This is a genomic window from Comamonas sp. AG1104, from assembly GCF_003350425.1.
Taxonomy (GTDB): Bacteria; Pseudomonadota; Gammaproteobacteria; order Burkholderiales; family Burkholderiaceae_C; genus Comamonas; species Comamonas testosteroni.
The window spans coordinates 107995-133777 of record NZ_QQAS01000005.1; the positions used below are offsets into that span (position 1 = coordinate 107995).

General features: G+C 62.4%; 16 protein-coding genes. 3 read left to right on the forward strand and 13 right to left on the reverse strand.

The genetic code is table 11. From position 1 onward, the window contains the following. Positions 1–7 precede the first annotated feature (7 nt). The 6 genes from DFO48_RS15090 to DFO48_RS15115 form a co-directional block, all read right to left on the reverse strand. Complete coding sequence (locus tag DFO48_RS15090) at positions 8–1054, reverse strand: patatin-like phospholipase family protein (RefSeq protein WP_114863938.1); 1047 nt, start codon at positions 1052–1054, stop codon at positions 8–10. 30 nt (positions 1055–1084) lie between these two features. After that, positions 1085–3211 carry an NAD-dependent DNA ligase LigA gene (gene ligA / locus DFO48_RS15095; protein ID WP_114863939.1) on the reverse strand — a complete coding sequence of 709 codons (2127 nt, stop codon included), beginning with the start codon at positions 3209–3211 and terminating at the stop codon, positions 1085–1087. A 64-nt stretch (positions 3212–3275) separates the two neighbouring features. Continuing rightward, positions 3276–4625 carry a hypothetical protein gene (locus DFO48_RS15100; RefSeq protein WP_003075999.1) on the reverse strand — a complete coding sequence of 450 codons (1350 nt, stop codon included), beginning with the start codon at positions 4623–4625 and terminating at the stop codon, positions 3276–3278. Positions 4626–4661: 36 nt separating this feature from the next. Next, positions 4662–8189, reverse strand: a complete 3528-nt coding sequence (smc, locus tag DFO48_RS15105; protein ID WP_114863940.1) for a chromosome segregation protein SMC — start codon at positions 8187–8189, stop codon at positions 4662–4664. Positions 8190–8440: 251 nt separating this feature from the next. Beyond that, positions 8441–8770 carry a YnfA family protein gene (locus DFO48_RS15110; RefSeq protein WP_114863941.1) on the reverse strand — a complete coding sequence of 110 codons (330 nt, stop codon included), beginning with the start codon at positions 8768–8770 and terminating at the stop codon, positions 8441–8443. Between the two features lie 51 nt (positions 8771–8821). Continuing rightward, the gene (locus tag DFO48_RS15115; RefSeq protein WP_114864249.1) at positions 8822–11962 is read right to left on the reverse strand and encodes an EAL domain-containing protein; all 3141 of its coding nucleotides are present in this window, start codon (positions 11960–11962) and stop codon (positions 8822–8824) included. Between the two features lie 552 nt (positions 11963–12514). Here DFO48_RS15115 and DFO48_RS15120 point away from each other — a divergent pair. Further along, the gene (locus DFO48_RS15120; protein WP_114863942.1) at positions 12515–13015 is read left to right on the forward strand and encodes a flavodoxin family protein; all 501 of its coding nucleotides are present in this window, start codon (positions 12515–12517) and stop codon (positions 13013–13015) included. A gap of 170 nt (positions 13016–13185) precedes the next feature. Continuing rightward, positions 13186–13824 (forward strand): TetR/AcrR family transcriptional regulator, encoded by a 639-nt coding sequence (locus DFO48_RS15125; protein ID WP_003075989.1) that lies wholly within the window; start codon positions 13186–13188, stop codon positions 13822–13824. 125 nt (positions 13825–13949) lie between these two features. Here DFO48_RS15125 and DFO48_RS15130 read toward each other — a convergent pair whose 3' ends face one another. The 5 genes from DFO48_RS15130 to DFO48_RS15150 form a co-directional block, all read right to left on the reverse strand. Then, on the reverse strand, positions 13950–15389 hold the full coding sequence (locus DFO48_RS15130) for an efflux transporter outer membrane subunit (RefSeq protein WP_114863943.1): 1440 nt from the start codon (positions 15387–15389) through the stop codon (positions 13950–13952). After that, positions 15386–18553 (reverse strand): efflux RND transporter permease subunit, encoded by a 3168-nt coding sequence (locus DFO48_RS15135; protein ID WP_114863944.1) that lies wholly within the window; start codon positions 18551–18553, stop codon positions 15386–15388. Before DFO48_RS15135 ends, DFO48_RS15130 begins: the two co-directional genes overlap by 4 nt. Before the next feature lie 18 nt (positions 18554–18571). Next, on the reverse strand, positions 18572–19870 hold the full coding sequence (locus DFO48_RS15140; RefSeq protein WP_114863945.1) for an efflux RND transporter periplasmic adaptor subunit: 1299 nt from the start codon (positions 19868–19870) through the stop codon (positions 18572–18574). Positions 19871–20158: 288 nt separating this feature from the next. After that, entirely contained in the window at positions 20159–21592 is a 1434-nt protein-coding gene (locus DFO48_RS15145) for an MFS transporter (RefSeq protein WP_114863946.1), read from the reverse strand. After that, positions 21585–22784 (reverse strand): multidrug effflux MFS transporter, encoded by a 1200-nt coding sequence (locus DFO48_RS15150; RefSeq protein ID WP_003075979.1) that lies wholly within the window; start codon positions 22782–22784, stop codon positions 21585–21587. The genes DFO48_RS15145 and DFO48_RS15150 overlap by 8 nt, the downstream gene beginning before the upstream one ends. A 335-nt stretch (positions 22785–23119) precedes the next feature. On the opposite strand from DFO48_RS15150, the gene DFO48_RS15155 reads away from it, so the two are divergent. Beyond that, a complete protein-coding gene (locus DFO48_RS15155; protein WP_114863947.1) occupies positions 23120–23605 on the forward strand; it encodes a DUF1566 domain-containing protein in 486 nt (161 codons plus the stop codon). 45 nt (positions 23606–23650) lie between these two features. On the opposite strand, the gene DFO48_RS15160 is transcribed toward DFO48_RS15155, so the two are convergent. After that, positions 23651–24556 carry an SDR family oxidoreductase gene (locus DFO48_RS15160; protein ID WP_114863948.1) on the reverse strand — a complete coding sequence of 302 codons (906 nt, stop codon included), beginning with the start codon at positions 24554–24556 and terminating at the stop codon, positions 23651–23653. A 189-nt stretch (positions 24557–24745) separates the two neighbouring features. Next, positions 24746–25762, reverse strand: a complete 1017-nt coding sequence (locus DFO48_RS15165; protein WP_003075973.1) for an NADP-dependent oxidoreductase — start codon at positions 25760–25762, stop codon at positions 24746–24748. Positions 25763–25783 lie beyond the last annotated feature (21 nt).

Genomic DNA, 25783 nt, shown 5'->3' on the forward strand with positions numbered 1-25783 from the left:
CCCCAGGCTAAAGACCCCAGTCCTTGAGCGCAGGCAACGCCAGCTGGGTTGCTGCATAGCCCTCATCGATGGATTCGCGCCCACGGTAGAAGTCCATCAGCCCGACATGCGAGAGGCGCGGAGCAATCAGCACCTCGGCCGGGTCACCCGCCATGCGGCTGCGGGTGATGCGCATCTGCATGATGTTGACACTGGCCATGACCACATTGACCAGCGAGGGTACAGGCACAGAAGCATCGTCCTCGGCATCCCCCTCCCCCTTGCGGCCCCTGCGCATGACGGACGAGGACAATGTCTTCACGCTGGTCATGCTGCGCTTCCAGGCACCCGTCCAACCGAGCGGCGAGCCATTCGCCGCCAGAGCTTCGGGAATCTGACCCAGAGGTACCGGGGGCTCCTCCTCTTCCAGATGCAGTTGCGAGACCCTGAGCTCGCGGGCATGCAGATTGAGCTCGCTCTCGCTCATGTCCACGGGCTTCATATGCCTGCGCATGATGTCGGCATTCAAATCGACGGCGATGACGATGTCAGCACCCATGGCGCGCGCCAGCGACACCGGCACCGGGTTGACCAGACCGCCATCGACCAGCAGCCGCCCTTCCCGCATCACCGGAGTGAACAGGCCGGGCAAGGCGATGGACGCGCGCACGGCCTCGGCAATCGAGCCCTTGCGCAGCCAGACCTCGGCACCAGTCTGCAGATCGGTGGCAACGCAGCCGAACGGCGTTCCCAGTTGCTCCACGGTTTCCTGGACGAAATTCTCGCGCCAGAATTCGATGATCTTCTCGCCCTTGAGCAATCCGCCGCCCAGATTGAAATCCATGAAGCCGAAGACCTTGCGCTTACCCAGGCCCAGTACCCAACTCTCGAAGGCATCCATTTCGCCAGCCGCATAGGTTGCACCGACCAATGAGCCAATGGAGGTGCCGCAGATGATGTCGGGTCTGACACCTGCCTCGCGCAGCGCGCGCAGCACGCCAAAATGCGCCCAGCCTCTTGCGGAGCCGCTGCCCAGGGCCAGGCCCACAACGGGTTTGCGTCGCAATTTGTTCATGTCGCCCTCCTTGCTGCTTCTACAGTCGACTCAACCGGGCTGCTCGCCCCTTAGCAGTGCCAGCATGCCAGCCTCGTCCAGCACGGGCACGCCCAGCTCCTCGGCCTTGGCCAGCTTGCTGCCCGCCTCCGCCCCTGCGACCACATAGCTGGTCTTTTTGCTGACCGAACCCGAGACCTTGGCACCCGCCGCCTCCAGCATATCCTTGGCGGCGTCGCGGCCCAGCGTGGGCAAGGTGCCGGTCAGCACCACGGTCATGCCGGCCAGAATCTGAGACGCCTTCTCGGCCGGCTCGCCTTCGTCCCAGTGCACACCGCAGGCGCGCAGTTGCTCCACCACCTCGCGGTTATGGGGTTGGGCAAAAAAGGTGTGAATGCTGTCGGCCACCACCGGCCCGACATCCTTGACCTGCAGCAACTCCTCCACGCTGGCGTCCATGATGGCGTCGAGCTTGCCGAAATGCTTGGCCAGATCCCTGGCCGTGGACTCACCTACATTGCGAATGCCCAGACCAAACAGAAAGCGCTGCAGCGTGGTGCTCTTGGATTTCTCCAGGGCCGCCAGCACGTTCTGAGCCGATTTCTCGGCCATGCGATCCAGCGCTGCCAGCGAGCTCAAGCCCAGCCTGTAAAGGTCAGGCAGCACTCGCACCACCTGGGCATCCACGAGCTGATCGACCAACTTGTCGCCCAGACCTTCGATGTCCATGGCACGGCGGTGAGCAAAGTGCAGGATTGCTTCCTTGCGCTGCGCGCCACAGAACAGGCCGCCCGTGCAGCGGTGATTGGCCTCGCCTTTTTCACGCACCACCTCGCTGCCGCAGATGGGACAGCTCTTGGGCATGCGGAAGTTGGGCACATAAGCAGGCCGCTCGCCCGGCACCCGCCCCACCACCTCGGGAATCACATCGCCCGCACGGCGCACGATGACCTGATCGCCCACGCGCACGCCCTTCTTGCGGATGTCGAACAAATTGGACAGCGTGGCATTGGTCACCACCACACCGCCCACCTGCACAGGAGCCAGGCGCGCCACGGGCGTCAGCTTGCCCGTGCGTCCCACCTGCACATCGATGGCTTCCATCAACGTAGGCATCTCCTGCGCTGGATATTTGTGTGCCACGGCCCAGCGCGGCTCGCGCGACTTGAAGCCCAGCTGACGCTGCAGGGCCAGGCTGTTGACCTTGTAGACCACGCCGTCGATTTCATAGGGCAGATTGGCGCGCTCGGCACCGATGCGTTCGTGAAATGCAACCAGTTCAGAAGCACCCCGCGCAATACTGACTTGCGGTGCAACCGGAAAGCCCCAGGATTTCAGTGTCTGCAGCATGGCGTAATGCGTGCCGAAGTCCGGCCCGCCCTGCTGCGGTGGCGTGATCTCGCCCAGACCATAGGCGAAGAACGACAGCGGGCGCTGAGCCGCGATACTCGAGTCGAGCTGACGGACCGATCCGGCAGCCGCATTGCGCGGATTGGCAAAGGTCTTGGCACCTGCGGCCTGCTGACGCGCATTGAGCCTGTCCAGATCGGCCTTGGCCATATGCACTTCGCCGCGCACCTCCACCACGGGCGGCACATCGCGGCCTGCGGACAGGGACAGTGGAATCTGGCGAATGGTACGGATATTGTGCGTGACGTCTTCCCCCACCTCACCATCTCCGCGTGTGGTGGCTTGCACCAGGCGGCCGTTTTCATAACGCAGATTCATGGCCAGGCCATCGAACTTGGGCTCGGCCACATATTCGATGGCAGCAGCGGATTCATCCAGCCCCAGTTCCTTGCGCACACGCTGGTCGAAGGCAATCGCACCCGTGGCCTCGTTATCGGTCTCTGTCTGGATGCTCAGCATGGGCACGGCATGGCGAACCGGAGTCAAACCGTCCAGCACAGCACCAACCACACGCTGCGTGGGAGAGTCCGGCGTAACGAGTGCGGGGTAAGCCCCTTCCAGTGCTTCCAGTTGCTGATAGACGCGGTCATATTCCCCGTCGGGCACCGTGGGCGCATCAAGCACGTAGTACTCATGTGCCCATTGATGGAGTTGGGCACGCAATGCCGCAGCCTTGCTCATCACGCTTTCAGGCACCCCTGCATTGATGGCTGCCGACGGCTTCTGGCCCTGGGGTTCAGCGGAAAAAAGGTCTAAATTCTCGGTCATGCTCTGCCCGCTGGAAATTCACGGTCTGGGATAAAAAAGGCCAACATCGTTGGCCCTGTTTGTTTTAGCTGAAAAGCCTTCTGGCGAGAAGTGATCCTGCCGACAGCTCTGCACTGTCGAGCTTGTCGTAGAGCAGCTCCAGGTCATGCTGAATCGGGTCCAGCGCCGAGACCGGCAGCAGATAGCCATTCTGGTCGCAGAGCACTCCGTCCATGGTCTGGCACAGCTGCTCCGCCACCTGGCGCAGGCGCGCAAACGGCTGCTGCCCTCTCGGCACCTGGGCCACATCCAGGCTGAGCAGGAATTCGCGCACGACGGACTGATCCAGATCGTCGCCCATGGCGGCCTGAGGGTCGTAGTTCAGCACCAGCACCGGCGGCAGGCCCTGGATGGGAGAGGCAAGCACCATGCGGCCCGGCATGGGCGTGATGACAAAGCCCAGGCGCTGCGCATTCTGCTGCACATAACCGGCACTCCAGGATGCCTGACGCGCACGCAGCATAAAGCTCAGCTGCGCATCGTGCTCGCTGGCGAACTGATCGAGCTCGCGTGCCCGCGAGACCTCATTGAGCATATTGGGCACGTCGACCATGGCGCCCAGCGCATCGGCGAAGCGCTGCACCTTGGTGACGAACTCCGAAAACTCGATCTCGTTGAGTGCACCGGTACGGTTGGCCAGTTGAACACCGGCCTGAAAGCCCAGATAGCGCTGGCCGGTCTGCAACGGCTCCCACTGCTTGCTGTCCTGGTTCATGCCTTCAATGGCAAAGGGCTTGTTGCCGGCACGGCGGGTGCTGGGCTGGGCCTGCAAGGCCACTTCACCAGGAACAATCTGGGCCACGGTAATCGGAGCGATCGCATCGATCAGCGCATCCAGATGGCCGCGCCGCTCCACTGACGAGGCGGGAGGAATCGAAGCAGCCAGAGGAGCGTCCGTCAGCACGGGCTCCACTGCTTGCGCGGCCTGCTCGGTCACGGCAGCAATGGCTGGCTCCGTGCGCTGAGCAGTCACCTCTTGCACAGCATGCGCAGCCTCAGTCTCCTCGGCTTTGTGCTGGGCGGCAGCCAGGGCTTCCTGGCGCTGCGCTTCCTCATGGGCTTCGCGTGCTACCAGGCGGGCCAGCTCGGCATCGGCTTCGGCAAAGCGACCTGCGGATTCGGGCATCTGCAGGGGCTCGGTACCGGGAATGGCCTTGCCGAAGTCCCCGAGCACGGGCTCATGCTGGTATTTGGTCAGGTCCGCACCATGACCGACGGTGTTCATTCCGGGCTCGAGACGCTGAGGATCTGCGCTTTCCTCCTCAGGCTCGGCCCGCTTGGGCGCATTGCGGCGCGCAGTCCAGGAGTTGTAGGCAACGATCAGCGCCAACAGCACCACTCCCATGACGGCCAGACTGATTTGCAAGTTACTCATGTGAGAAAACGGTTCTTCAATAGGGGATGACCGGGCTCAGGATAGCTCAGCCATGGAGAGGGCGGACTCCATGTCCACCGCAACAATTCGTGAAACGCCCTGCTCCTGCATGGTCACACCAATCAGCTGTTCGGCCATCTCCATGGCAATCTTGTTGTGACTGATGAACAGGAACTGGGTTCCCTTGCTCATGCTGTAAACCAGCTTGGCATAACGTTCGGTATTGGCATCGTCCAGCGGCGCATCCACCTCGTCCAGCAGACAGAATGGCGCTGGGTTGAGCTGGAAGATGGCAAACACCAGCGCAATCGCGGTCAGCGCCTTTTCGCCGCCCGAGAGCAGGTGAATGGTCTGGTTCTTCTTGCCGGGCGGCTGGGCAATCACCTGCACGCCGGCATCAAGGATTTCGTCGCCAGTGATCACCAGCTTGGCCTGACCGCCACCGAACAGCTCGGGGAACATGCGGCCGAAGTGACGATTGACGATATCGAAGGTGCCGGTCAGCAGATCCCGCGTTTCGGCATCGATCTTGCGGATCGCCTCTTCCAGGGTATTCATGGCCTTGGTCAGATCATCCATCTGCGCATCGAGGAAGGTCTTTCGCTCACGCGCCAGGGTCAATTCATCCAGCGCGGCCAGATTCACGGCCCCCAAGGCCTGGATTTCGCGGTGCAGACGGTCGATTTCACCTTGCAGGCCGTGCATGCGCACATTGCCTTCGGCGATCGACTGAGCCACCGCCGCCAGATCAGCCTCGGCTTCGGTCAGCAGGTTGCTGTACTGCTCCAGACCCAGACGCGCGGCCTGCTCCTTGAGCTGAAATTCTGTGATGCGCTGACGCAGCGGGTCCAGTGCCTTTTCCAGGCTCTGGCGGCGCTCGTCGCTGGCACGCAGCTTGTTGGTCAGATCCTCATATTCGCTGCGGCGTTCGGCAACCTCTTTTTCGCGCTGCATCTTCAGATCCAGTGCATCCTGCAGACCACCCTGCGCCGCGGCATCAGACAGTCTTGCCAGTTCGTCCTGAGCGCGCTGCTGCTCCTCGGCCAGGGACTTGGCCTGCTGGCTGGCGGTTTCGATGGTGCGCGACAACTCGGCGCGACGCGCGTGCAGAGTGCGCTGCGAGAAGGTTGCCTCCTGGGCCTGACGCTCCAGGCTGCGCAACTGCTCGCGCGATTCGTTCAGGCGGCGCTCGGCCTCCAGCACGCGATCTCCCAGCTGGGCATGACGCTCCTGGCTGTCGGCCAGTTGCATGTCCAGCTCTTCAAAGCGTGCCTCGGCGGCGACCTTGCGCTCTTCGATATCGGAGAGCTGGGTTTCGACTTCGGACAGATCCGCCGAAATTTGCGCGTTGCGTGCCCGCGCCTGCTCGGCCAGCTGAGACAGGCGCAAGGTCTCGACCTGCAGCTCATGGGAGCGACTTTGCGACTCGCTGGCTTCGCGACGTGCAGACACCAGCCGCTGCGAGGCATCTGCATAAGCGCTTTCGGCGCGCACCAAAGCCGAACGCGATTCATCAGCGATCAGCGCCTGGGCGCGGACTTCCTTTTCCAGGTGCTCGATTTCCTGCGCCCGCGCCAGCAACCCAGATTGTTCGGAGTCCTGCGCATAAAAAGTCACGCTGTGGGCCGCCACCGCATGGCCGGTGGGCACATAAATGGTCTCGCCGGCCTGCAGATCGGCACGCTTGGCCAGGGCCTCGTCGAGCGTGGGCGCGGTATAGCAGCCCGTCAGCCAGTCCACCAGCACGGCGCGCAGGCCGGCGTCATTGATCTTGAGCAGATCGCTGAGACGCGCAAAGCGCGCAGCTGACGGGGCACCGGCTGCCTGAGCCTGGCTGAAGAAGGCCAGCCGGGCCGGCGGAGCGTCCAGCCCCCCCGAGCCCAGAAAACCGCGCACCATGTCGAGGCGCCCGACTTCCAGTGCCCCCAGACGTTCGCGCAGTGCGGCTTCCAGCGCATTTTCCCAGCCCGACTCGATGGCTATGCGGCTCCACAGACCTTGCATGCCGTCCAACCCATGCTTGGCCAGCCAGGGCTGAAGCTTGCCATCGGTCTTGACCTTTTCCTGCAAGGCCTTGAGCGCATCCAGCCGCGCAGACAGATCGGCGTGACGACTGTTTTCGGCATTCACGGCCTGCTGGCGTGCGCGCCTATCCTCGTCGAGTTGCGGCACGCTGTCCTGCAACTCATTGAGGACGGCATCGGCCATCTCGGCCAGCTCCTGCGCCTCGGCCAGTTGTGCCTGCAAATTGTTCAGGCGCGCTTCGTCCGGCGTTTCCAGTGCATTGCGGTCGGCACGCAAACGTTCATAACGGGTTTCAAACTGGCGACGCTGCTCATCGAGGCTGCGCTGCTCGGCGGCCAGCACCTGAATCTGCTGCTGCACCTGCACCACCGAGTTGCGCTGGTCTGCATCGGCTTTCTGCGCCTTATGCAGAGAATCTTCCAGATCGGGCAGGCGGGTGCTTTGCTCCTCGAGCTGGGCAGCCAGCATCTCGGCCTGCTCTTCGGCATCCATGCCCGCACCTTCGATGTTCTCGATCTCGCCCTGGGCCTCTTCGCTGCGGCTGCTCCACAGCAGCAGTTGCTCGGCCAGTTGCTGCAGACGCAGTTGTACACGCTGGCGGCCTTCGACCACATAGCGGATTTCAGCCTCCAGCTTGCCGACCTCGGCCGTGGCTTCGTAGAGCTTGCTCTGCGCCTGATTGACCTGATCGCTGGCGTCGTAGTGCGACTGACGCAGGGTCTCGAGTCCGCTCTCGTTGTTGCGGATATCGGCCATGCGCTCTTCGAGCTCGTTGACGACCTTGAGGCCTTCGATGCGCACGCGGTCCTGCTCGGCCTCGGCATCGGCCCGCTTCATGAACCACAGTTGATGCTGCTTGAGCGTGACCTGGGCGTTCAGGCCGTTGTACTTGGCCGCAACTTCGGCCTGCTTTTCCAGCTTGTCCAGATTGGCATTGAGCTCGCGCAGAATGTCTTCCACACGGGTGAGGTTCTCGGTCGTGGCCGAGAGGCGGTTTTCCGTCTCACGACGACGCTCCTTGTACTTGGAAACCCCGGCCGCTTCTTCGAGGAACAGGCGCAGCTCTTCGGGGCGCGACTCGATAATGCGGCTGATCGTGCCCTGGCCGATGATGGCGTAGGCACGCGGTCCCAGACCCGTGCCCAGAAACACGTCCTGAACGTCGCGACGACGCACGGGCTGGTTGTTGATGAAGTAGCTGCTGTTGCCCTCGCGCGTGAGCACGCGCTTGACGGCGATCTCTCCAAACTGCCCCCACTGACCGCCCGCACGGTGGTCGCTGTTGTCGAAGGTCAGCTCCACACTGGCACGGCTGGACGGCTTGCGATGCGTGGTGCCATTGAAGATCACGTCCTGCATGGACTCGCCACGCAACTCGCTGGCCTTGCTCTCCCCCAGCACCCAGCGCACCGCATCCATGATGTTGGACTTGCCACAGCCGTTGGGCCCCACCACGCCGACCATCTGCCCCGGCAGAATGAAATTGGTGGGCTCGGCAAAGGATTTGAAGCCGGAGAGCTTGATGGAATTCAGGCGCACGGTGTCGGTGTCGGTCTAGAGGCTGGCCAGCAAAGGCTTGTGATTGGGAAAGGAAAACGGCAAAAGCGGTTGCACAAACGCAAAACTTGAAAAAGCCCTGTTCTTGCTAGCAACCGTCAACAGACGGGAATCATAACGCGGCCTGCCCCCTCGCCAGCCAAGATTGCTGCATACACGCAAACCATAGCTGCCTGCGCAGGATCGGTAAGGGATTGGGCAGATTTTGATCGAATAAGAGAGCCGCGGGCGCCTCAGGTGCGAGGCTGAAAAGCAATCAGGCCCGCCCCCACCAGACAGACGGCCACCCCTGCCATATCCCAGGCGCTGGGTTTGATGCCATCCACCAGCCACAGCCACAGAAGCGCCACGCTGATGTAGATGCCGCCGTAGGCCGCGTAGATACGACCAGAGGCCGAGGGATGCAAAGTCAGCAGCCAGACAAACAAGGCCAGGCTGACCGCAGCAGGCAGCAGCAGCCAGGCGCTGGCGCCCTGCTTGAGCCAGAGCCAGGGCAGGTAGCAGCCCACAATCTCCGCCACGGCGGTCAGGACAAATAACAGCAGGGTCTTGATTTCAGGCAATTCAATCTCTCACACAGCGAAATGCGGGCATTGTAGAGAGCATGAACTGCCTCAGCGCATGGACACCGGACTGAGAGCCGGCGTCGGAGATCCCGGCACATTGCCATTGGTGACCAGGCTCTCGAACTCGCTGACCGGCACGGGCGGGCTCATCAGATACCCCTGCCACGCATAGCAGCGTATGCCTTCGAGAAAGCGGCACTGGGCCTGGGTCTCCACGCCTTCGGCGATCACATGCAGACTCAGGCTCTTGGCCAGAGCCACAATGGTGCGGGCAATGGCTGCGTCATTGGGATCGGTCAGTACGTCACGCACAAAGCTGCGGTCGATCTTGAGCTGATCGAGCGGCAGCCGTTTCAGATAGGACAGCGAGGAGTAGCCGGTACCAAAGTCGTCCAGCGAAAATCCGATGCCGTAGGACTTCAGACGCATCATCTTGGCGATGGTGTCGTCCACATCGGAGACCAGCATGCCTTCGGTCAACTCCAGCTTGAGCCGACGCGCATCGGCCCCATGCTCGGCCAGCGCCTTGAGCACCTGTTCGACAAATCCGCTCTGATGGAACTGCTTGGGACTGACGTTGACCGAGAGCACCAGTTGCGCATAACGGGGGTGCTTGGCCCATTTCGCGAGTTGTTGGCAGGCGGCCTGCAGCACCCAGTCGCCCAAGGGCAGTATGACGCCTGTTTCCTCAGCCAGCGGAATGAAGTGCGCAGGGGGGACGAAGCCTTTTTCAGGATGCTTCCAGCGCAGCAGACCTTCGGCGCCGATCACCTTGCCCATCTCCACCTGAGGTTGATAGAACAGCTCGAACTCACCGGCCTGCAGACCGGCACGCATGTCCTGCTCAAGCGTACGGCGCTCCTGCAGCGCCGATTGCAGTTGGGGGTCAAAGAAGCAACTGACATTGCGCCCCTGGCTCTTGGCCTGGTACATGGCCATTTCAGCGCGGCGCTGTACCTCTTCACCCGTCAGTTCTGCTTCGCCAAACAGGCTCAGGCCCATGCTGACGGTGATGGAGCGCGGAATACCGCCGATTTCTATGGGCTCACGTAATCGGCTCAGCCACTGGTCGGCCTGCTGCTCCAGCCTGGCGGCAGCCGCCACGGAATCGCTGCCAAGGTCATCGATCAAAAGTACAAAATCATCACCACCCTGACGAGCAATCGTGGCCCCTGAGGGAAGCAGACCACGGATGCGCTGACTCATCGACTGCAGCAGCAAATCACCCTGATCCAGACCATAGGTCTCGTTGAAGGCTTTGAAATTATCGATATCCAGCAGCACCACACCACCAAAATGAGCCTGGCGTTGAGCCACGGCCAGAGCCTGTTGCAGCCGATCAGCCAGCAGGCGCCGGTTGGGCAGGCCAGTCAAGGCATCGTAGAAAGCCAGACGGCGGACCTCCTGCTCGGCCGCCATACGCTGGCTCTGATCCTGCAGCACCATCAAGCACCCCTCGGCTTGCAGCACGGCACTGACCGCAACTGGGCGGCGCAGACCGTCTACCCCCCTGAGCATCAATGTCTGCGCAGACACCGTGCAGGCCGACGCCTCGGTGGCCAGCTCGTCCCACTGAGCCTGCACATCGTCGACACGCTCGGATTGGCGCAGCTGCAACGTCCGGCGGGCCTGAGCCGTGGCGACTTCCCAGCGCTGGATGACTCGCTCGCGCTCAGCGGCATCAGGGAACATGCGCTCCCACCATTGCTGGGTTGATACGCTGGGCTTGCCGCCATGGCCGGCCAGACGCAGAAACTCTTCGTTCCAGTAGACCAGACGCCCATCCAGATCCTCCATGACCAGACCCACCGGAAGTCTTTGCATGAGATTGCGCAACTGCTGATGACCCAGACGCTCCATCTGCTCGAGGCGCTTGCGCCCGCTGATGTCCTGCACCAGCACCTGCAGGCGCCGCGATTCATGACGTCCGGTCAGAAATGCATTGAGTTCAACCCAGACTGGCGCCCCCTCCTTGGAACGCAGACAGAACTCGCCCGCGTTGTGCAGGAACTGCTGCAAGTCCAGTCCTTCAAGCAGTTGCGCACAGTGCGCCTGGTCTTCGGGCATGACCAGCTCCAGCACGTTGCGCCTGCGAATCTCCTGGGCCTCATAGCCCAGCAACCGACAGAAATGCTGGTTGACCTTGAGTACGCTGCGCGTGGCGACATCAAGCTCGAGCACTCCCATGGCAGCCTGCTCGCACATGGCGTGAAAGCGCGCATCACTCTCCTGCCTTGCCTGGGCACTGAACTTGAGGCGCCGACTCCAGCTCCAGCGGCTTTGCCACCAGCCCGAGACCAAGGCAGCCAGCACCAGCCCCGCCAGCAGGCCCAGGCCCAATACCAGCCAGGGCAGATTCCTCTCATGCCTTCTCTGAGAGCTGAGCGCGGGCTTGAACTGCAGTGACCAGATGCGGTCATACACCTGTATCTGCCGCTCCAGCGGCTTGATCAAGGCAAATTCAGGATGGGTTTCCGCCTCCGCCCACAGTGAGCCAGTGAACAAAATCTCCGAACCGCCGGCAAGCATAGACAGCGGCGCGGTCAGTCTCTTGTGATCTCCACCGGCCTTTGACGATGGGTCGGCTGGGCTGAGATCCACCAGCTTGAAGGCCACCTGAGGGTAGAGGTTGGCCGGAACCAGCCCCCTCGCAAATTCGCCCAGACGGATCCGGGCATTGAGCGTTCCCAGCGGCTTTTCGGAAAATTTCCCGATAGCGGCGGCGCCCCCCTCCTCTGCTGCAGCCCACAACGGAGCCCGCAACACCACGCCCTTGGGGCTATCGGGAAGTTGCAGAAAGCGAAATGGAGCCGACATCGACATCTGGCGAGAGCTCCATGCCTGCATCAGAGAATGAAATGCCGCCGCCGGCTGACGCGCATTGCTTCCCGCCAATGCCTCGTTGCCTATCATTGGCCAGACGTAGGAAACCTCGAAGGCCTGGGAATCACGCACAAGATCGGTGTGCCGCTCCGCAGCCACCGCACGGGTCAGACTCAGGGCCTGCAGCCCCACCAGACTATCCTGACTGAGCAGAGCATGGGCATGCTGCGCAAATACCTGCTGCCCCGCATCCGCATTGCTGGCCATTTGCTCGGCGAGCTTGACGAGCAGACGGTCATAGCTGCCCAGGCGCTGCTCCAGAGCTCGCGTCGCCATATCGGCACTGAGCTGCAAGCGCTGTTGCATGCGCGACTCCTGGCGTTGATGGAGCATCCAGCCCCCCAAACCGCCACAGGAAACTCCAAAACCCAATGCCAGCAGCGCCAACCAAGGTTTACGCACTTTCATCACTGGCTGAGTTGCGAATTGCGACATGCAAAAAACACAAGAATCCTGAGTTGCGAGGTGGCTCCAGTCGGCAGTGGCGCCTTGCAGCAAAGGCTGCAGCACCATGAGCCAACATGAGGAGCGACATAGTTTGTAGGAGCAAACCTACATCCAAAGAACATTCACACCAAGTGATTACCCTGAAAGGCTTGGCATGATTGCGTCTAGATTTAGATCAAATCATAGGCACAAGCTTGTATATCCAATACAAAGCGCTGCAAAATCAAGAGCAACCTCAGGTCGCAAAATTGACAAATGTCAATATTTGTCGGAGCTTAGTCCTATTCAGGCCGCATCACAAACCACGACAACTCGTATCTTTTTAGCCACAATTAAGCAGAACCACAGTGCCCTACCCGGTTATTCCCGCGTGCAAGCGCCTGTGGTTTGCCCACCGGCAATAAAACAACCATGTCACAACGCACGACTCTGCTGATCGTCTACCACTCACTGACTGGCGGCACACTCCAGATGGTTGAAGCGGCCAGCACTGGCGCCCGACAGGAGGAATCCGTCGAGGTCCGCGTGCTGCATGCCTCACAGGCCGGCCCGCAAGACCTGCTGCTAGCTCAGGGCTATCTGTTTGCCACGCCGGAGAATCTGGCCGCCATCAGCGGTCTGATGAAGGACTTCTTCGATCGAAGCTATTACGGCGTGCTCGACCGGATACAGGGCCGTCCCTATGCCAGCTTGGTCTGCGCCGGCAGCGACGGTCATAACGCAGCAAGGCAGATGGAACGCATTGCCACCGGCTGGCGCCTGAAGGCCGTGGCAGAACCGCTCATCATCTGCACCCATGCTCAGACGCCGGAGGCCATACTCGCCCCCAAGCAGATATCGGCCGACGATTTGCAGCGCTGCGAAACATTGGGGCAATCACTGGCCACGGGACTGGCCTTGGGCATTTTTTAGAAAAACAAGGGTTTGCCCGCATCATTCCGGGCAGGACAGGCTCCATACAAAGGCAAGAATGGAGCCTTCGAATCGGGTTGTATAAATGTGCCATCATTGCGCGCGCATGCTTTTCTCCGATGCACGCCCCCAAGCAGGCATAGTCTGCGACTTCACCAGCTCTTGCGTCCATGATTGAACCAGACACCGCACGTCCCAAGCGCACGCCACGCGGCCCCAGTCCGCAAAAGACTCAGGCCACGCGCCGCTCCATCGTGGCGGCTGCGTTTGCAGAATTTCTGGAACACGGCTATGCGCGTGGCACCACGGCTTCGGTGGCACAGCGCGCGGGACTGTCAAAGGTCACGCTGTTTCGCTATTTCGACAGCAAGGAAGCCCTGTTCGAAGCTGTCATCCAGACACATATCGCCTCGGCCGCCGTGGCCTTGCAGTCCAGCCCCATGCACGAGCATGAATCGGTGGGCGAATATCTGCTGCGCACCGTGGGCGCCGCTGCGGAGGTCATAGACAGCAGCGGCCGCTCTGCCACGGCCAGGCTGGTCGTCGCCGAAGGCCTAGAGTTTCCGCTGCTGGCGCAGATGTATCGTCGTTACGTTCACGATGCCTTGCTCGAGCATTTCACCCGGCTCGCACAGTTGGCTGCCAAACGTGGCGAACTCAAGGCTCCTGAGCTGGTGCAGCACCCGGAATTGCTGCTTGCACCGCTGTGGCTGGCCATGATGAACAACACCGTCATTCATCCCGAAGTGCCCATGAATGCCGGAACCCTGTTCCGGCTCCAGGTGACCCTGCTGTTCAAGATGCCTTGAGTATTGGCGCGCCAGAATTTCAATGAAATCCGGTCCAATCGCTTACTGGTAAAGCGCCAGTAGCTATCAAAAACAAAGCCGCAGCCTTTCGGACTGCGGCTTTGTTCATCGAGCGAGTTCGCCCATCAACCCTGCAGTGCGGCCTCTTCACCGCCCAGAGCCTTCCACAAGGTCACGCGGTTGAGTTGTTCCGACAGGCGCAGGCCTATCAAGGTCTGCTGCGCGGTATAGAGGCTGCGCTGCGCATCCAGCACCGTCAGATAGTTGTCCACGCCGGCCTTGAAGCGAGCATTCGACAAATCAAAGGCTTTTTGCGTATTGGCCACCATGCTGGTCTGGGCGGCCAGCCTCTCACCCCACTGGGCTCGGTCAGCCAGCACATCCGCCACCTCCTTGAAGGCTGTCTGCACGGACTTCTCGTACTGACTCAGCGCAATGCGCTGATTGCTCTCGGCTACCTGTACATTGGCGCGGTTGCGGCCGCCATCAAAAATCGGCAGCTTGACCAGAGGGATGAAACTCCAGGTGCTGTTGTTGTTGCCGAACAGGCGGTCCAGCTCGTTGCTTCCGGTACCGAAACTGCCGGTAAGCGTGATGCTGGGAAACAGCGCCGCTCTGGCTGCGCCGATATTGGCATTCATGGCCTGCAGATTGCGCTCCGCAGCCTGCACATCCGGGCGCTTGAGCAGCACCGACGAGGGCAGAGGTACGGGCACGAGCTTGAGAGCCGCCGTGTCTGCCGCGCCCGTGAGGGTCTGGGCGTTGGGCAGCAACTGCGTAGGCACCGGACCGCCTACCAACAGCTGCAGGGCATTGCGGTCCCTGTCGACCTGGGAGGTATAGCTGGCCACATCGCCGCGTGCCGTATCGACCGTAGTCTGGTTCTGGGCCAGCACCAGTCCGGAGGTCGAGCCCAGCTCATGCATGCGCCGCGTTAGCTCAAAAGCCTTGATGCGGCTGTCCAGCGTGTCCCTGGCCAGTTGCAGGCGTGCCTGATCGGCCGCCAGCGTCAGCCAGGCATTGGCGACATCAGCCACCAGACCGATCTGCACATTGCGCCGGTTGTCCTGGCTTTGCAGAAACTGCTGCAGCGAGGCTTCGCTCAGATTGCGGATGCGCCCCCACAGATCCAGCTCATAGCTGGCAAAGCCCAGCTGAGCCGTGTATTGCTCAGCGACACTGGAGCGCCCTGCCGTCGTCAGATCCCCTGCGGTGCGCGTGCGATTGCTCTGCGCCTGGGCCGTGATGCCCGGCAGCAGGTCGGCTCTGGTGATGCCGTACTGGGCGCGCGCCTTCTCGATGTTTTCCAGCGCGACGCGCAGATCGCGATTGTTGCTCAGCGCCAGCGCCACCACCTCGCGCAGCTGCGGCGACTGCAACCATTGCAGCGCCTGGGCCTGTTGCAGCGCTGCCTCGCTTGCCTGAGCCGGCACGGCGTTGCCGGAGACAGTCTCGGGCACGGGCAGATCAGGCGTTTTATAGGCCGGAGCCAGGTTGCAGCCCGCCAGCAAGGCCGTCACTGCGGCGGCCGCCATGGCCGAAAATTTCATGCTCGGGCGCCTCATGCCGCGCTCTCCTTGTTGACGTCAGCCGCCTCATCGCTGCGCGAGCGGCTCTTGAACCAGCTGCGCACCAGCAGGAAGAACACCGGCACGAGGAAGATACCCAGCACCGTCGATGCCACCATGCCGCCCAGCACGGCCGTACCGATGGCATTGCGACCACCAGCGCCAGCGCCGGTGCCGATGGCCAGCGGAATCACACCGAAACCAAAGGCCAGAGAAGTCATCAGGATGGGACGCAGACGCAGACGCACGGCCTCCACCGTCGCGTCGAACAGCTTCTTGCCCTGCTCCTGCAGCTGCACCGCAAACTCCACGATCAGGATCGCGTTCTTTGCCGCAAGACCCACGGTGGTGAGCAGACCGACCTGGAAATACACGTCGTTGGTCAAGCCACGTGTATAGGTCGCCAGCAGTGCCCCCACCACGCCCAGCGGCACGGCCAGCATCACCGACAGCGGCACCGTCCAGCTTTCATAGAGTGCGGCCAGGCACAGGAAGACGAACAGAATCGAGATGGCATACAGCATGGGCGCCTGCGCACCTGACTGGCGCTCCTGCAGAGAAGCTCCGGTCCATTCGTAGGAAATGCCGTTGGGCAGCTTCTTCAGGATGTCTTCCACCGTCTCCATGGCGGTACCCGAGCTGATGCCCGCTGCGGCACGGCCTTCAAACTCATAGGCCGGGCTGCCGTTATAGCGCAGCAGCTGGGGCGAACCATAGGCCCAGTAGGTTTTGGAGAACGCGCCAAACGGCACCATCTCGCCCTTGTTGTTGCGCACCGTCCATTTGGCAATATCGCTGGGCAGCATGCGGTACTGCGCATCGCCCATGATGTAGACACGCTTGACGCGACCGTTGTTCAGGAAGTCGTTCACATAGGTGCCGCCCATGGCACTCGAGAGCACGCTGTTGATGTCGGTGTACGCCAGCCCCAGAGCGGCAGCCTTGCGGTCATCCACATCCACGCGCAGCTCGCTGGCGTCTTCCAGATTGGTGGTGCGCACAGCCGTCAGCAGATTGTTGGCACGCATTTCGCCAAGCACCTGATCCCGCGCGGAGAGCAGCGCTTCATGGCCCACACCATTGATGTCCTTGATCATGAAGTTGTAGCCCGAGCTCGAACCCAGGCCGCGCACTGCGGGCGGCAACACCACCTGCACGCGCGCATCACGGATGCCGGCCAGATCCTTGGTCGCCTTGTTTGCAATGGCCGCAGCCGACTGCGAGGGCAGCGGACGCATGCTCCAGGGCTTCAGACGGATAAAGCCGCGCGCCGAGCTCTGGTCGCCGTTGAGGCCCGAAACCTGGTTGAAGCTGATCACATCCGGCTGCTTGGCCAGATACTCGCGCACCTGGTCCAGCACTTCCTGCAGACGGGCGTCCGAAGCGCCGGAAGGCAGATTCACGTTGACATAGACAAAGCCCTGATCCTCGTCCGGCAGGAACGAGGTGGGCAACTTGGCCATCAGCAACCAGACCGCGGCCAGAACGGCCAGGAAGATCAGCATCATGCGCTTGGCCCGGCCCAGGCTGAAAGCCACGGTGCTCTGATAACGATTGGCCGAAGCATCGAAATTGCGGTTGAACCAGCGGAAGAAACGGTCGTTGATGCCCAGCACCCCGGAGCGTATGGGACGCTCATGGCCATCGCCATGGCTGCGATCCGGGGCCTTGAGAAGCGTAGCGCACAACGCCGGCGTAAGCGTCAGGGCCACAAACACGGACAGCGCCATGGCCGCAACAATGGTGATGGAGAACTGGCGGTAGATCACACCCGTCGAGCCTCCGAAGAAAGCCATGGGCACGAACACCGCCGACAGCGTGACCCCGATACCGACCAGTGCGGGCGTGATTTCCTTCATGGACTGGCGCGTCGCCTCCTTGGGAGACTTGCCCGTCTCGTGCATCACCCGCTCCACGTTCTCGACCACCACGATGGCATCGTCCACCAGCAGACCGATGGCCAGCACCATGGCGAACATGGTCAGGGTATTGATGGAAAAGCCCGCGACGGACAGCACGCCGAAGGTACCCAGCAGCACCACCGGCACGGCAATGGCGGGGATCAGCGTGGCTCGGAAGTTCTGCAGGAACACGAACATCACGATCACCACCAGCACCATGGCCTCTCCCAGCGCATGCACCACCTCGCTGATTGATGCTCGCACAAAGGGCGTGGAGTCCGAGCTCACGAAGTAGTCGATCTGGTTGGGAAAGAAGGGCTTGAGCTCGGCCAGCTTGGCCGCCACTGCATCCGACACCGCCATGGCGTTGGCACCGTCGGCCAGGATGATGCCCATGCCCGCACCAGGCATGCCGTTGAGCTTGGCCTGAATGGACAGATTGTCGGCCCCCAGCTCCACCCGTGCCACGTCCTTGATGGTGACGACAGAGCCGTCATTCGAGGACTTGAGCACGATGTTCTCGAACTGCTCCACGGTCTTGAGCTTGGTGCGCGCCGTGATGGTCGCGTTCAGCTGCTGGTTCTGCACCGCAGGCAGAGCCCCCAGCTGGCCTGCAGAGACCTGGGCATTCTGCGCGTTGAGCGCGCTGCTCAGATCGGAGGGAATCAGCCCGTACTTCTCCATCTTGGCCGGGTCCATCCAGATGCGCATCGCATAGGGCGTGCCGAAGACGTTGATGTCACCCACGCCCTCGATGCGCCCGATGATGTCCACCAGATTGCTGTTGATGTAGTCGCCGATGTCCACGGCGGTCACGTCCTCATCGGGTGAATAGAAACTGTAGGTGACGAGAAAGTCCTGGCCGCCCTTGTTGATGAAGACGCCACGCGTCTTCACAGCGTCCGGCAGGCGGTTGACCGCGCCCTGAATCTTGTTTTGCACCTGCACCTGCGCCACGTCGACATTGGTGCCCGGAGCAAAGGTCAACGTGATACGCGCTTGACCCGACGCATTGCTGGTCGAGCTCATATAGAGCATGTTGTCGATGCCCTTGATCTGCTGCTCGATGATCTGCGTCACCGAGTTTTCGACCGTCTCCGCCGAAGCGCCCGTGTACTGGGCGCCGATGGTCACCCGGGGAGGAGCGATCTCGGGGTACTGCTCCAGCGGCAGCAGCTTGATCGACAAAGCCCCGGCCAGCATGATGATGATGGCGATGACCCACGCAAAGATGGGCCGATTGATGAAGAACTGAGCCATGTGTGCCGCCTGCCTTGCTTACTTCTTGGCAGGGGCATCGGCAGCGGCCTGCACGGGCGGCTCGCCCCGCTGGCTCTTGCGCTCGGCCTTGGCCTTCAGATCCACTTCCACGGTCTGGACCTTGTCGCCAGGCTTGATGCGCTGAAAGCCATCCACCATCACACGCTCGCCTGCTTTCAGGCCCGTCTTGAGCAACCAGAAAGCACCCACGGCACGGTCCAGCTCCACATCGCGCTTTTCAACCACATCGCCGTCCTTGACGACCATGACATTGGCACGCCCGGTCAGATCGCGGGTCACCGACTGTTGCGGCACCAGCAATGCATCGGGGGCCAGAGCCGTCGGCAGCAAGGCCTTCACATACATGCCGGGCATGAGCATGCCGTCGGGATTGGGCACCTCGGCACGCAAGGTCAGTGTGCCGGTCGTGTCGTTGACGATCACGCCCGCAAAAGCCAGCTTGCCCTGATGCGGGTAGTCGCTGCCGTCGTCGAGCTGGATGCGCACGGGAATCTTGTTGCCTTCGACCTTCTGGTAGCGGCCGGAATCCAGATCACGCTTGAGCTGCATCAGATCGGTGCTGGCCTGGGTGAAGTCCACATACATGGGGTCCAGCCTCACGATGGTGGTGAGCGCCGTGGCCTGATTGGCCGTGACCAGCGCACCAGGCGTGACGGCAGACAGCGCTATGCGACCGCCGATCGGTGCTTCGATCCGGCTGTACTTGAGATTGATGCGTGCGGTTTCCAGATTGGCCTTGGCCACGGCCACATCCGATGCGGACTGGGCCGCCGCCGCCTGGCTTTCGTCAAACGCCTGCTTGCTGATCGCATCGATCTTGACCAGCTCGGCATTGCGCCGTGCCGTTGCAGCCAGCGTGCGCTGGCTGGCTTCGGCCTTGGCCACAGCAGCCGCTGCGCTGGCCTCGGCAGCCTTCAGCGATGCCGCATCGATCTGGTAGAGCTGCTGGCCTTGTTTGACCAGAGCACCTTCAGTGAACAAACGCTGCTGAATGATGCCCGAGACCTGGGGACGTACTTCGGCAGTCATGAAGGCACGGGTGCGCCCCGGCAGGCTGGCATCCAGCTGCTGACTTTGCGACTGCAGGGTAACCACGCCGACCTTGGGCTCGGACTTGAGCGGGCCTTTTTGCTCTGCCTCGGGCTTGGAGCAGCCCACCAGTGCAGCAGCAATCAGCATGGCGCCCACAGCCAGTGTCCAGCGCTGCTGGCGATGACCTTGCCGGCTTGCACTGGGCAGGCAAGAAAAATGCGCCTCTCGGCGCGGTCTCGGCGAAGCGGGCTGGTCAATCTTCATACGTGGAGCGGTCTGAACTAAAGAACTTGTCAACATTGTGCGCCGACAATATTAATAAAATGTAAAGCAGCCAAAGGCGCAATGACACGCCGGCAATCACCCGCTTGCCATTGTCCTGTCATGCGGGCATGCAGCGTCGCAGCACCCGCTGGCTTGAGACACCACTGTAGAAAACCTTGGCAGCGAGGCTCCTCGTCATAATGGACTAGAGCCAGCCCCCGCAAAACGCCTGAATCGGCAACTGGCTGCGCTCTCAATATCAGGACAGAAGCCGCTTTTGCTGCCAAATCAGTGCTGCGGCTTGCCCGGGCGTACGCGCAAGATGCTGAAAACTCCGGCCAGCGCCGCAAAACAGCCGGCTACAGCCAGCGCCAGCAGTTCAGCATTGCCGCCATGCCCGCCCGAGATGGCAAAGATGGTGGCCAGCACCACGGCACCCAGCGTCTGTCCGGTCATGCGGGCAGAACTCAGCATGCCGCCCGCTGCACCGCTGCGCGACATGGGGGCCGAAGTGACGATGGTGTGATTGTTGGGCGACTGGTAGAGCGCGAAGCCGCTGCCCGCCAGCAGCATGCGCCAGACCATATCCCAGTGCGCGACATCGATGGGCATGGCCGCCAGCAGCCACAGTCCGCAGGCAAACATGGCCATGCCGATGCCGCCCAGCAGTCCGTCGGGATACTTGCCGATCAGGCGCCCGGCCACCGGCGCCGTCAGCACGGTGGCCAGCGGCCAGGCCGTGATCAGCATGCCGGCCTCCATGGGTGACAGTCCGCGCGCCTCCAACAGCAGGAACGGCAGGGCCAGATAGGACAGCATCTGCGCGCAGAAGGCTGAGACCGAGCCGCACATCGACAGCCGGAACACGGGAATGCGCATCAGATCGACCGGAAACAAAGGAGCTGCCTTGTGCCACTGCCGGCGCAGATAGACATATCCAACCACCAGCCCGGCGCCCAGCAGCCACCAGCCCGAAGGCATCAGCGGGCTGCCCCCAGCGCCCTGATCCTGCCCAATGCGCACGCCCAATTGCTCACCACCCAGAAAAAGCAGGGTGAACATCAGAATATTGAGCAATACGTCAAGCGCCGCTATCGGCTCGCCATCCTTGCGCACAACGGGGTTGGACGGCAGCGCCTTGCGCCCCATCCACAAGGTCATCAAGCCCAGCGGCACATTGATGGCAAACAGCCAGGGCCAGCTGGCGACAGACAGAATGGCGGCGGCCACCGAAGGCCCCGCCATGGACGAGGTCGCCACCACCAGCGAGTTGATGGCCATGCCGCGTCCCAGCATGGCACGTGGATAGGTCAAGCGCACCAGAGCCGCGTTCACGCTCATGATGCCGGCCGCACCCATGCCTTGAAACACGCGCGCTGCAATCAGCGTGCCCAGCGAGCTGGCCAGCGTGGCCGCCACCGATGCAATGACAAACACCGTCATGCCCAGCAGATAGATGCGCCGGTAACCCAGGCGCTCGCCCAGGGCCGCCAGCGGCAGCAGCAGCACCAGGCCGGCAAGCTGATAGGCGTTGACCACCCATAGCGTCAGGGCCGAGCTGGCCTGCAGCTCGCGCGCAATGGCGGGCAAGGCCAGATTGACGATGCTGCTGTCCAGCACCGACAGTGTCAGTCCCAGAATGATGACCAGCATGGCGCGGCCACGCGCACCGTCAGGCAAGCCGTCATAGGCGACAGGAGTCTGGGCAGTGCTCTCAGTCATGGGCGACTCGGTGTACACGGCCCAGCGTGATCCAGGTCAGCGCCACGCCCACCAGGGCTCCGGTCGCCATGCCCACCACCATGGGCAGGGGCTTGCCATTGGAAAAATGCCCCACGATCTGCATGGCTGCCGCTCCGCTCAGCATCTGCAGCGTTCCCAGCAAGGCAGAGGCCGTGCCGGCAATCTCGCCATGCTCTTCCAGGGCCAGCACCGAGGTCGTGGGAATCACCAGTCCCATGAAGGCGCTGGCAATGAAGTAAAGCACGATCAGCACCGTCAACTGCTCGCCGCCCAGCAGGTAATAGACCAGCAATGCAGCCATGGTCACGCCCGAGGCAGAAGCTGCGGCCTTGACCACATTGACCAGGCCAAAGCGCTGACCCAGCCGACCCGTCAGCTGCGCCGCACCGATGAAGGCGATGGAGTTGAGCGCGAACGCCATGCTGTACTGCGTGGACGAGAGGCCGTAGTAGTTGATGAGCACAAACGGCGAGCCCGCCAGGTAGACAAAAAAGCCCGCCATGGCGCAGCCGCCGATGAACACCAGGCCCAGGTAATGCCAGTCCCGCAACAGGATCAGATAGGCCTTGAGTGCACCGCCCAGGCTGCTGTCCAGCCGCGCTTCGGCGGTGCGGGTCTCTTCAACGCCTCGCCAGGTGGCGATCAGGCCCAGCACGGCTGCGACGGCCACGACCCAGAACACGGCACGCCAGCCGGCCAGGGCAATCACGCCACTGCCGGCCAGCGGCGCCAGAATCGGCGAGACGCTGAAGACCAGCATCAGCAGCGACATCATTCGTGCGGCTGCGTGGCCGGTATGCAGGTCGCGCACCACGGCACGCGGCACGGCCATGCAGGCCGCAGCGCCCAGACCCTGCACAAAGCGAAACGCCACCAGGGTCTCGATATTGGGCGCCAGCGCACATCCCACGCTGGCGACGGCAAACACCGTCAGGCCAAAGTACAGCGGCGGCTTGCGACCCAGCATGTCGGAGACCGGGCCGTAGAGCAGCTGGCCCACACCGATGGAGAGAAAGAACGCGGTCAGGCTGGCTTGCACGGCACCGACCTGGGCATCCAGGCTGGCGCCGATCTGCGGCAAGGCCGGCAGATACATATCGATGGCGAAAGGCCCTATGGCCGACAACAGGCCGAGAATCAGAACCAGGCGCAGGGAAACAGAAGCTTGCATAGGGGTGTGATTGTCGTGGTAACTTGATTTATGTGCTGAGCAGGCGCCGGTTTCCTGCATGACGGTGCAGGCTCACGCCAGACAACCAGTCACCGTCTGTGCCTAAGCCGCCAATTACGAGGCTTTAGGCCCGGTCATCCAGGCCATGACCACCTGGACGACAAGCACAATGGGCTCAACTACCCTTCCCTGCTCTCGCCGTGATTGCTGCAAGCTCCTCCCCACGTCTGCCCTTTTCACTCCTGAGCGCACTCGCTGCGCTATGTCTGTCTCAGTCGGCCAGCGCGCAGCCCGCCGCAGCGGCCCCAGCCTTTGTGCCTTCACCGGATGGAAACATGGTGATAGACACGCGGGCCAAGCTGGCATGGCCCCGCTGCGCCGAGGGCATGAGCTGGAATGGCAAGACCTGCAGCGGCCAGGCCGAGGTCTTCAGCTACAAGCAGGCCGTAACCCATGCCGCAGAACGCAGCAAGGCCGAAAACCTGCGCTGGCGGCTGCCGCGCGTCAATGAGCTCAAGCGCCTGCTGGACCGCAGCAGCAAGCCCCAGGGTCTGAACCCGGAACTCTTTCCCAACGCGCCGCGCGACTGGCACTGGACGGGCACGGCCGCCGTGAATGCCCAGCGCCTGAACACCTACAACTACGCCCAGGTGGACAAATCCAGCAGCATCTCCGGTCTCTCGGCCCAGCAGGCCTGGGCGGTCAACACCGAGACGCTGCAGGCTGTGCCCGATATGGGCAAGGGCAATGCCCTGCTGCTGCGCCTGGTGCGCCCGGCCACCGAGGCCGAGCTCGGCCCCCAGACTTCGACCACGCCATGAAAAAAGCCTTGCCGCAGCGGCAAGGCTTTTTCAACTCCCTCACGCTCAGCCTGCGCGCAGCGCCGCCTTGAGGCTCTCGCCCAGTTCGGGCTTGTGCGCAAAAGGGTCCGTCGGGTTGCGGCCCTGCACCACATCCTCCAGACGCACCTGCACCGAGCCCAGGGCCTGTGGGTGGCTGTAGATATAGAACTGGCCCGACGCAATGGCATCGAAAACCTTCTGCGCCACCTCGGTCGCCGTAACCTTGCCCGAGCCAACGGCCTTGTCGGTCATTGCCTGGCCTATCTTCTGGCTGGCCGTCAAAGGCTGGGCCTCCAGGCCCTGGGGACGGTTGCGCTCGCTGTGACCTATGCCCGTGGGCACGAAGAAGGGGCAGAGCAGACTGGCGCTGATCTGGTCCGAGACCAGGGCCAGGTCCTGGTACAGCGTCTCGGTCAGCGAGACCACCGCATGCTTGCTGACGTTGTAGATACCCATGTTCGGCGGCGCCAGCAGACCGGCCATGCTGGCGGTGTTGACGATATGGCCTTCATAGGCGGGATCGGCCTTGGCGGCTTCCAGCATCATGGGCGTAAACAGGCGCACGCCATGGATCACGCCCCAGACATTGACGCCCAGCACCCACTGCCAGTCGGCTACCGTGTTTTCCCAGACCAGACCGCCGGCACCGACGCCCGCGTTGTTGAAGACGAAGTGCGGCGCGCCAAAGGTCTCCTTGACCTCGGCAGCCAGTCGCTCCATCTGCGCCGCATCCGACACATCGACCCTGCGCGCCAGCACCTTGGCACCGGCGGCCTTGAGCTCGGCCTCTGCCTTATCCAGCGCCTCCTGCTGCACATCGACCAGCACCAGATTCATGCCTCTGGCGGCTCCAATGCGCGCGCACTCCAGCCCGAAGCCCGAGCCCGCACCCGTCAGAACCGCCGTCTTTCCCGCGAAATTCGTGATCATTCTTGTCTCCGGATATTTTTAAAATGGAAATAGCGCCTGCAACTGGCGCACTCCAGATCAGAGATGCCAAGCAAGAGCCGCCTCGCGGCGGGGCCGCCCCGGCGAAGGCATCGTCCCCCTCTAGCGAAGCGAGAGAGGGGGAAGGCGCAAAGCGCCTCAGGGGGTGATTTTTTTTCAGCCTCAGGGGGGTTAAATCAGCTTCACCAGCTGCTTGCCGAAGTTCTTGCCCTTGAGCAGACCCAGAAACGCACCGGGCGCCGAGGCCAGACCTTGGGAAATCGTCTCGCGCGGCTTGAGCTTGCCGGCTGCCACCAGGCCGCCCAGCTCGGTCAGGGCCTCGCCCCAGACTTCCATGTGCTCGCTGACGATAAAGCCTTCGAGCTTGATGCGGTTGACCAGCAGCAGCGCCGGGTTGGCCAGCGGCAGGGGCTGGCCGTCATAGCCGGCAATCATTCCGCACAGGGCCACACGCGCAAAGGCATTGGTGCGCAGCAGCACGGCGTCGAAGATATAGCCGCCCACGTTCTCGAAATAGCCGTCGATGCCGTTGGGGCAGGCGTCCTTCAAGGCCTTGGCCATGGTCTTGGTATCGGGGTGCTCGCGGTAGTCGATGCAGGCATCAAAGCCCAGCTCATGCACGGCGTAGCGGCATTTCTCGGCACCGCCCGCAATCCCCACCACGCGGCAGCCACGCGCCTTGGCCAGCGCCACAAAGGCGCTGCCCACGGCACCGGTCGCGGCGCTGACGACCACGGTTTCGCCAGCCTTGGGGTTGATGATCTTGACCAGGCCGTACCAGGCCGTCACGCCCGGCATGCCCACCGCACCCAGGTAGTAGGACAGCGGCACATGGGTGGTGTCGACCTTGCGCAGCGCGCCGGGCACGCTGGGGTCGAGCAGCGAGTACTCCTGCCAGCCGCCCATGCCGACCACCTTGTCGCCGGCCTTGAACTTGGGGTGGCGGCTCTCGACAACCTCGCCCACCGTGCCGCCCTGCATGACCTCGCCCAGTGGCTGGGGCTGGGCATAGCTCTTGGAGTCGTTCATGCGGCCGCGCATATAGGGGTCCAGGCTCAGATAGTGGTGACGCACCAGCACCTGGCCCTCGCCCACCGTGGGCAGCGGCGACTGCACCAGCTTGAAATTGCTCTCCACCGCCTCACCCTGGGGGCGGTTGTCCAGAAGGATCTGCTGATTGACCGTCATATCTGTCTCCTGTTAGAACTT

Excerpts from the sequence above, each read along its gene's own strand:
- DFO48_RS15090 (WP_114863938.1), bottom strand. The coding sequence starts at position 1,054 with ATGAACAAATTGCGACGCAAACCCGTTGTGGGCCTGGCCCTGGGCAGC.
- ligA (WP_114863939.1), bottom strand. The coding sequence starts at position 3,211 with ATGACCGAGAATTTAGACCTTTTTTCCGCTGAACCCCAGGGCCAGAAG.
- DFO48_RS15100 (WP_003075999.1), bottom strand. The coding sequence starts at position 4,625 with ATGAGTAACTTGCAAATCAGTCTGGCCGTCATGGGAGTGGTGCTGTTG.
- DFO48_RS15115 (WP_114864249.1), bottom strand. The coding sequence starts at position 11,962 with ATGCAACAGCGCTTGCAGCTCAGTGCCGATATGGCGACGCGAGCTCTG.
- DFO48_RS15120 (WP_114863942.1), top strand. The coding sequence starts at position 12,515 with ATGTCACAACGCACGACTCTGCTGATCGTCTACCACTCACTGACTGGC.
- DFO48_RS15125 (WP_003075989.1), top strand. The coding sequence starts at position 13,186 with ATGATTGAACCAGACACCGCACGTCCCAAGCGCACGCCACGCGGCCCC.
- DFO48_RS15130 (WP_114863943.1), bottom strand. The coding sequence starts at position 15,389 with ATGAGGCGCCCGAGCATGAAATTTTCGGCCATGGCGGCCGCCGCAGTG.
- DFO48_RS15135 (WP_114863944.1), bottom strand. The coding sequence starts at position 18,553 with ATGGCTCAGTTCTTCATCAATCGGCCCATCTTTGCGTGGGTCATCGCC.
- DFO48_RS15140 (WP_114863945.1), bottom strand. The coding sequence starts at position 19,870 with ATGAAGATTGACCAGCCCGCTTCGCCGAGACCGCGCCGAGAGGCGCAT.
- DFO48_RS15145 (WP_114863946.1), bottom strand. The coding sequence starts at position 21,592 with ATGACTGAGAGCACTGCCCAGACTCCTGTCGCCTATGACGGCTTGCCT.
- DFO48_RS15150 (WP_003075979.1), bottom strand. The coding sequence starts at position 22,784 with ATGCAAGCTTCTGTTTCCCTGCGCCTGGTTCTGATTCTCGGCCTGTTG.
- DFO48_RS15155 (WP_114863947.1), top strand. The coding sequence starts at position 23,120 with ATGGTGATAGACACGCGGGCCAAGCTGGCATGGCCCCGCTGCGCCGAG.
- DFO48_RS15160 (WP_114863948.1), bottom strand. The coding sequence starts at position 24,556 with ATGATCACGAATTTCGCGGGAAAGACGGCGGTTCTGACGGGTGCGGGC.
- DFO48_RS15165 (WP_003075973.1), bottom strand. The coding sequence starts at position 25,762 with ATGACGGTCAATCAGCAGATCCTTCTGGACAACCGCCCCCAGGGTGAG.